This is a genomic window from Nonomuraea sp. NPDC005983, assembly GCF_040614375.1.
In the GTDB taxonomy this organism is placed as follows: domain Bacteria; phylum Actinomycetota; class Actinomycetes; order Streptosporangiales; family Streptosporangiaceae; genus Nonomuraea.
The window spans coordinates 1-5,720 of the sequence record NZ_JBEXUP010000252.1 but is presented as its reverse complement, the minus strand read 5'-3'; the positions used below and the strand labels follow the sequence as shown (position 1 = coordinate 5,720).

The window sequence follows — 5,720 nt, the reverse complement described above, 5'->3', positions numbered from 1 at the left end:
GCGCTCGACGTCGCCCCGCAGGACGCCGAGCTCCGCGTGTTGCGGGCCGCGTTCGCGCTGCTGACAGGCGACCGGTCCGCGGCGGGCGAGGACGTCGAAGACGGCGCCGTCGCGGACCCGGCGCGGTGTGGCCGGGCCTGGTGGCTGTACGCGTACGGTCTGTTCCACGCCGGTGACCCCGCCGCGAGCGAGAAGGCCAACGCCCGCGCGCTGGATCTGTTCACCGGAGCCGGCGACCGCTGGGGCACCGCCGCCGCCCTCGGGCTGCGGGCGATGCTGGCGCTGGTCCGGGGGGACCTCACCGCCATCGGGCACGCAGGTACGCGCGCCGCAACCCTGTTCCACGAGCTCGGCGACCGTTGGGGAGAGCTGCAGACCGTGTCGCCGCTCGCCACGCTCGCCGAGATCAGGGGTGACTACGAGGAGGCCGAGCGCCGCCAGAACGACGGCCTGCGCATCGCCAGGGAGCTGGGCCTGCAGACGGAGGTCTCCGCGCGCCTGTCGGGCCTCGGCAGACTGGCGCTGCTCGCGCGGCACTGGGACCGGGCGCGTGACCTGCACGAGCGGGCACGGCGGCTGGCCGTCGAACAGGGCTACCGGTACGGCGAGATGCACGCGCTGATGGGGCTCGCCCTCGGCGCGCGCCGCTCCGGCGACCTCGGCTCCGCCCAGTCGTACCTGCTCCGCATTCGCGACGAGTACGAGTCGTCGGAGATCGGCGAGCACCTGCTGCACGCGGAGCTCGGCTTCACCGCCGAGCTCCGCGGGGACGAGGCCCAGGCCGCCGGGCACCACCTGCGCGGCCTGGAGATCGCTCTCTCCCTCCAGGAGCCGCGCGCGTTGGCGCTCTCCTTGGAAGGCCTGGCAGGCGCGCTGGCCCTGTCCGGCGACGCGGACCGCGCCGCCCTCCTGCTCGGCGCGGCGGACACGGCCCGCCGGAGCGTGGACGCCCCGCTCCCGCCCGCCGAACGCGGCGACGTGGACCGGATCACCTCCGCCGCCACGGCCACCCTGGGCGAAAGGGCCTTCGCGGCGGCGTTCCACCGCGGCACCGAAGCCGGCCCAGCGGTCGCGGCCGAGACGGGGCGCCGTGCCGGAGCGAAGCTGGCCACCTCACCGTGACATCACGCAGTGCTCCTTCCGCCCTGGTGAGAGCGCTGTACGGTGGTGCCGTCGAAACGGCAGCCTGCCCCAGGAGTCCCCCATGCTCTGGAAGGTCCACTCGGAGAAGCCGCTCTACACCGACCCGTGGCTGGACGTCCGCCTCGCGGATGTCGAACTCTTCGACGGCAGGCGCCTGCAACACCGCGTCATCCGCACCGCGCCGAAAGCCGGGGCGGTCGTGACGGACATCCGCGACCGGGTGCTGCTGATCTGGCGACACCGGTTCATCACCGACTCGTGGGGCTGGGAGATCCCGCTGTGCGCCATCGACGAGGGCGAGGACTTCGCGGCCGCCGCGGGTCGCGGGTTCGAGAGCGCGTCAGGCTGGCGGCCCGGCCCGCTGCGCCCGCTGCTCTGCGTGCAGCCGTCCAACGGCACCTCTGACAGTGTCCACCACGTCTACCGCGCCGACACCGCCACCTACGTCAGCGCGGCGCCGCGGCCCGCCGACGCCGATCGGGTCGACTGGATCCCGGTGAAGAGTCTCCCGGGCCTGATCGACCTGGGAGACGTCGTCGACGGCACCACCCTGGCGTCGCTGCTCTACCTGCTGGCCGAGCAGCCACTGACCGAGCGGCGCGGCCGCCTCGCCGTGCGGCCGCCCTGGATGTGACGGTCAGGAGCAGACGTTCAGGAGATGACTTTTAGGAGAAGACGTGGTCGACCACGCGGGCGGTGGCCTTGCCGTCGTCTCTGGGGGCGAAGGTGGCGCGGAAGGCGTCGTAGCGGTCGGCGTGGGCCGCCGCGACCTGGTCGATCGACCGCAGCGCGTCGACGACCTCCGCTGACGTCGACAGCACCGGGCCTGGGGCCTGTTCCGGCAGGTCCACGTACAGGCCGCGCTTGGCGGCGTACTTGGCCAGGTCGTAGGCGTAGAACACCATCGGACGGCCTGTGGCGGCGAAGTCGAACATGACCGACGAGTAGTCGGTCACCAGCACGTCCGTGACCAGCAGCAGATCCGCCATCTCCGGGTAGGTCGTGACGTCGTGGGCGATGTCGGGGACGGCGGGGAACGCCTGCATCGGGTGGCCGCGCACGAGGAGCTCGTGGTCGGCGCCCAGCGCCTCCCGGGCCTTGGCGAGGTCCAGCTTCACCATCGCGTTCTTGCGGTCGTAGTCGCGCCAGGTCGGCGCGTACAGCACCACCCGCTTGCCCTCGGCCAGCCCCAGCCGCTCGCGGATGCGCACCGCCAGCCGGTCTCTGTCGGGTGAGGTGAGGACGTCGTTGCGCGGCAGCCCGCTCTCCAGGATCTCGCCCTGGTAGCCGAACGCCCGCCGCAGCACCGGGGTCGCCCACGGCGACTGCGACACCAGGATGTCCCAGCCGCGCACCTCGGCCGCCTGCCGGTGGTACACAGGCGGCCTGGGGTCGCGCGACATGTGCGGCAGGTCGTTGCCGACGCGCTTGGCGGGCGTGCCGTGCCACGTCTGCACCACGACCTGCTCCTCGCGCGAGCGGAACCAGGCGGGCAGGAACGCGTTCGTCACGATGTACCGGGACCTGGCGAGGGCCGCGTGGTGCTCGCGGCTGTTGGCCCGCACCACGGTGGCACCCTCGGGCGGGGTGAACGCGCCGTCCTTGACGATCCAGATGTGCTCGCGGTCGTCGCCGCGCCGCAGCCGCTCCTCGTAGATGGAGCGGACGCTGTCGGCGTACAGGCGGCCGTCGTTGACCACGTAGACGGTGGCGTCGTTCAGCGGTTCGGTGCGCTGCGCCGGGTAGAAGACGCGCCGCAGCACGTGCGTGCCCGCCACGCCCTTCTCGTCGGCGGGCCGGTCCTCCTCGGCCACGAGCACCGGGACGTCGAAGCGGGTGGACAGCATCCGGTAGGAGCGCCCGTCGAAGGGGCGCGGCTCCTCGTCGAGGCCCGGCAGCGCGGCGTGGTCCATCCGGACCGGGACGATCTCTCCCGACGGGTGGCGGACCGACATGTTCCAGGTGCCGGCCGCCAGCGGAACCGGCTCGCCGAAGCGGTCCATGGACGCGGGCGCGAGCCGCACGGTGAAGTCGTCGCCGTCGCGATCGATCGGCACCGTGTAGGACAGACCGGAGCGATGCCGCAGCGAGAGCAGGCGCGGGCCCGCCGCGTCGGGGTAGCGGCCGCGCAGCACCAGGGTCGCCCCCTCCCAGACGGCGGAGGTGATCACGGGCCTGATGCGGTGCGCCGAGACGAGCACGCGGTCGCGCCGGTCGCCCAGCACGGTGATCTCGCGGTCGCCGACCTGCGCCCTGGTCTCGACCAGGTCGCCGAGCATGACGGACGCGGCGGGGTCGCCCTTGGGCTCCACCCAGAGCCGCCGGCCGTCCTTCTCGTGCAACAGGGCGGAGACGGCCTGCCCGATCGACACCTCGGTGCCTCCGGCGACGGCCGCGAAGTCGGCGGCCATGCGGTGGCCGCCCAGCCTGGCGTGCCCCTTGGTGAGGGTGCGGCCGGGCAGGAAGATCTTCAGTTCCAGCCGGTCGCCGTCGACCGAGACGCCGGTCAGTTCGGCCCTGTTCGGCTGGAGCACGACCTGAAGGGCCCGGTCTGACGTCCAGACCGGCCTGGCCCACCAGCCGGGACGCAGCTTGAGCCCGGCGGGCCGCTCGGTGCGGCCCGGAGAGGCGCCGCGCAGCAGGCCGGTCGCCCGCGCGCCACGGCTCCAGAACACGATCTCGGCCCGCCACGTGGTGGTGTCGCGGACGGCGGGACGGTGACGCAGCCGCCGCCGCGCGCCGGAGACGATCGCGCGGACCGCCCCGCGCCAGCGCAGCGCGAACGGGTTCAGCTCGGCGGTGAAGCCCGACCAGTCGTAGTTGCAGCCCGGCTCGCGGGCCCCGTGGGTCGCCTCGGGCGCGAACACCCGGCGGGTGCGCAGCCGCACGGGCGGCAGCCAGCGCGGCCCGCGCAGCACCACCGTGGCCCGGTTGAAGCGGCGGCTGCGGACCGACAGGCCTGCCAGGTAGGCGAAGCCGGTGACGCGCAGCCTGCCGTCGACCCAGACGATGTCGTCGATGTGGGTGACCGGCACCAGGTCGGCGCGGCGCAGCCGGAACAGGTCGGGCGGCAGCTCGTCGCGGAAGGGCAGGTCGGCGTACCAGCGCAGGCCCTTGCGGATGCGCTTGGACGGCTCGGCCGCCGCGGCCACCACCGTGGTGAGGGTCTCGCCGTCGACCAGTTCCTCGTCGGGACGGTGCTCGATCAGATGGCAGATCAGCCTGCGCGCCACGGGCAGGTCGTGCTTGACCCTGGCGTCGACCGCGGCCAGGTAGGGGCGCACCAGGGTGATCAGCTCGCGCCGCCGGGCCGCGCCGCGCTTGACGGCGAGATCCATGCGCCCGCCCAGCGGGCCGCTGAGAACCTCGGAGTCGAACGCGGAGTCTCGGCCACCCGGGCCGACCGCCTTCATGACGGCTTCGAGCGGTTCACCCCGATCGCAGAGGTCCTGGACAGCCTTCAGACGGTCGGCGAGCAGATCGCCGCTCGGCACCTGGGCTGTGACGCCGGTTGCCATCGGGGAGGCACCGCCTTTCGGACCGCCATCACTGTTCAGGCCATGGTAATGGGAGTCACAGGCTGCGTATTCGCCCCAAACCGGAAACCGCAGCTCACGGCGGTTACTTAAAATCCGCTGAACGCCCGTCCCAGCGGGCCAGCCGCATGTCGGCCCGCTCGCCGCGCAACGGTGTGCCCTCCTCGCGCCAGTGCGCCAGGCAGCGTTGCTGATGGTCGGGGGCCGCGCCGGTGCCGTCGGCGTGCACGACCCGCCACCAGGGCACGCCGCCACCCCAGGTGGACATCACGCGCCCCACCTGGCGGGGGCCGCCCTCGCCGAGGTACTCGGCGATGTCGCCGTACGCCATGACCTTGCCGGGCGGGATCCGCTCGACGACCTCGAGGACACGTTCCGCGTACGGGTTCAGGGGGTCCACACGGCCGGCCCTGCCTCGATGATCTCCTCGAACTTGCCGATCTCGCCCACCATGCCGTCGGTGACCACCTCCACGACGCCGTCGCGGAGCGCGTAGACCTCGCCGTCCTCTCCGACGAGGCTGCCGCCGAGCACGGAGGACAACCGGACGAGCTGGGCCACCTGCCAGTCGGAACCGGGTTCGCCGATGACCTGGCCCTGCCAGCGTCCGACGGCGTGCGTGCCGCCGCGGTGCCTGGCGACGATCTCAGATTCGCGCAGCTCGAAACCGGCAGGCGCGATCGCCTTCGCGAGCTCCGCGAACGCTAGAGGCGACTCGCGGACCACCCGCAGCTCGTATCCCATGACGCGGGACCATAGCGGATCTTTACCCCTTCCGCTGATTGAGCACGATGATCCCGCCGCAGAAGGTGACGAGTGCCAGCAGAACGCCCCCTCCGTACAGCCACAGCCGCCACGGATCAGGCCCTGGACGCGACGGGACCGGCGAGTTCTCGCCCGCCCCGAAGTGCTGGTCGTCGGGGACCGCGACGCCGCGCCGCTCGCCCGCTGTGGGCCGATGCCCGGCGGGGAACCGGCTGGCTACCATCGACCCGTGCACCAGAACACGCCCCGGCCTCCCCTGCTGCAACGGCTGCCGCC

At 72.9% G+C, this 5,720-nt stretch carries 4 protein-coding genes and 2 pseudogenes; 2 read left to right on the top strand and 4 right to left on the bottom strand.

All coding sequences use genetic code 11. The features are described from left to right. Together ABZ297_RS45945 and ABZ297_RS45940 are read left to right on the top strand one after the other, a co-directional pair. Nucleotides 1-1,122: pseudogene (locus ABZ297_RS45945) on the top strand (AfsR/SARP family transcriptional regulator); the annotation flags it as partial. Nucleotides 1,123-1,204: 82 nt separating this feature from the next. Further along, complete coding sequence (locus ABZ297_RS45940) at nt 1,205-1,777, top strand: NUDIX hydrolase (RefSeq protein ID WP_355360651.1); 573 nt, start codon at nt 1,205-1,207, stop codon at nt 1,775-1,777. A 31-nt stretch (nt 1,778-1,808) separates the two neighbouring features. On the opposite strand, the gene ABZ297_RS45935 is transcribed toward ABZ297_RS45940, so the two are convergent. The 4 genes and pseudogenes from ABZ297_RS45935 to ABZ297_RS45920 all read right to left on the bottom strand — a co-directional run. After that, a complete protein-coding gene (locus tag ABZ297_RS45935; protein ID WP_355360648.1) occupies nt 1,809-4,661 on the bottom strand; it encodes a CDP-glycerol glycerophosphotransferase family protein in 2,853 nt (950 codons plus the stop codon). Between the two features lie 103 nt (nt 4,662-4,764). Continuing rightward, nucleotides 4,765-5,079: an MGMT family protein gene (locus tag ABZ297_RS45930; protein ID WP_355360645.1), complete on the bottom strand. Its 315-nt coding sequence runs from the start codon at nt 5,077-5,079 to the stop codon at nt 4,765-4,767. Continuing rightward, nucleotides 5,067-5,423: a hypothetical protein gene (locus ABZ297_RS45925; RefSeq protein ID WP_355360642.1), complete on the bottom strand. Its 357-nt coding sequence runs from the start codon at nt 5,421-5,423 to the stop codon at nt 5,067-5,069. Before ABZ297_RS45925 ends, ABZ297_RS45930 begins: the two co-directional genes overlap by 13 nt. Before the next feature lie 22 nt (nt 5,424-5,445). Continuing rightward, nucleotides 5,446-5,720: pseudogene (locus ABZ297_RS45920) on the bottom strand (hypothetical protein); the annotation flags it as partial.